The sequence below is a fragment of the Anaerofustis stercorihominis genome (assembly GCF_024623185.1).
Lineage (GTDB): Bacteria > Bacillota > Clostridia > Eubacteriales > Anaerofustaceae > Anaerofustis.
Window position 1 is genome coordinate 1 of the sequence record NZ_JANJZK010000059.1, and the last position, 1,581, is coordinate 1,581.

The window sequence follows — 1,581 nt, forward strand, 5'->3', positions numbered from 1 at the left end:
AGCAAAGAATGGTCGGGTTTTTAAGGGAGGACAGCCCTTAACACTTTACCTTCTTCTCCTAACTCCGTACATATACCCGCCTTCTATGGTTACTATATCGTTTATGGTAACGACGCTGTCGGGTACGACGTTATAAGCGATTTCCCTTGCTTCTTCGACTCTCTTTCTGTTTACGTGAAGTTTAAGTATATATCTTGTGTGATTAAATCCTTCGCCTTTCATGATAGTAACGCCGAAGTTGTTTTCTCTTAAAATGTTTGCAAGGTTTTCACCCTCCGTCCCTCTGACATTTATTTCCATGCTTACATATCCGAGAGCTATCTTCTTCTCTATGACTATCCCCACATATATCCCTACGCTGTAGCCGAGGGCGTAAAAAAGAGCCTTCCACAAATCTTCGCTTAGGCTTGAGAGCACGCTTGACGCTACGAATATCCAAAGTAAGATAACGATAAACCCTACTATACTTCCAAGTTCTTTTTGCCCTTTGTTGATAAGCACTATACGCAGTGTATCAAGGGAAATTTCCAGTACTTTTAAAAAGAAAATCGTCATGTAAACAATGGGTCCCGTCTTGGTTAAAAAACTCATTAAAAAATCCATTTTTGCACCTCTTACTTATATTGTTACCTGTAGTATACTACTTTATGAAATAAAGTAAAGAAAAATATTTTAATTTTACATTTCCTTTAAATGTAGTATAATATTAGGGCATTAAGATGCAATTAATAGTAGATTTAAAATTTATTGATTCAATTAAATATTGATTAGAGGAGATTATTATGATCGGGATAATAGCGTCTATGGACGAAGAATTATATTTGATAAAAAAAGAAATGAAAGATTTAAAAGAGAAAGATATAAAAGGAAGCAGGTACTTTATCGGAAGTATTGAAGATAAAAAAATCGCTGCTGTAAAATGTCTAACGGGAAAGGTCGCAATGGCTTGTACCGCTCAAAAACTAATTGATAATTTTGAACCTGAGCTTATTATAAACTGCGGAGTTGCGGGAGGGCTTAAGAAGGGTATAGAAGTGGGGGATGTGGTTTTATCCACAAAGACCGTTCAAAGCGATATGGACGTTACTCAGCTGGGTTACGAAGTCGGCTGTGTTCCCGATATAGATGTTACATATTTTGAACAGGATAAAAGGTTCAACGAAACCGCAGAAAAAGTCATGAATGATTTTGACTTTGGGGTATATTTCGGTAATATACTGACTGCGGATAAATTCGTTTCAAATAAAAAAGATAAAGAATATTTAATAAAGACTTTTGAGGGATACTGTACGGATATGGAGACGGCTTCTCTTGCTCAGGTATGTCATATAAATGATATTCCCTTTGCAGGCATAAGAGGCATAAGCGACAGCGCCGACGAAGGTGCGAGCACGGACTTCAAAGAAAATCTTAGAAAAGCCAGCGATAATTGTGCGAAATTGCTGCTTGCTGTTTTAAAGAAATTTTAAGGGGCGCTGCCCCTTTCACCCCGCTCAATCTTTGCTCGCCCAAAGATTAAAAATAAAGGGCTCCACTCAACCGCCGTGGTGGCTTTTAACGCGGTCGGATTTTCTAAAAATC

The 1,581-nt window shown here is 37.8% G+C and carries 2 protein-coding genes; one reads left to right on the forward strand and one right to left on the reverse strand.

Translation table 11 applies throughout. The annotated features are described in order from the left end of the window. Positions 1–45: 45 nt before the first annotated feature. Positions 46–603, reverse strand: coding sequence for a DUF5698 domain-containing protein (locus NSA01_RS09965; RefSeq protein ID WP_117531975.1), 558 nt, complete (start codon positions 601–603; stop codon positions 46–48). A 179-nt stretch (positions 604–782) separates the two neighbouring features. On the opposite strand from NSA01_RS09965, the gene NSA01_RS09970 reads away from it, so the two are divergent. Then, positions 783–1,469, forward strand: a complete 687-nt coding sequence (locus NSA01_RS09970; protein ID WP_257481309.1) for a 5'-methylthioadenosine/adenosylhomocysteine nucleosidase — start codon at positions 783–785, stop codon at positions 1,467–1,469. The last annotated feature ends 112 nt before the right edge of the window (positions 1,470–1,581 follow it).

Coding starts and splice junctions, on each gene's coding strand:
- NSA01_RS09965 (WP_117531975.1), bottom strand. CDS start 603: ATGGATTTTTTAATGAGTTTTTTAACCAAGACGGGACCCATTGTTTAC.
- NSA01_RS09970 (WP_257481309.1), top strand. CDS start 783: ATGATCGGGATAATAGCGTCTATGGACGAAGAATTATATTTGATAAAA.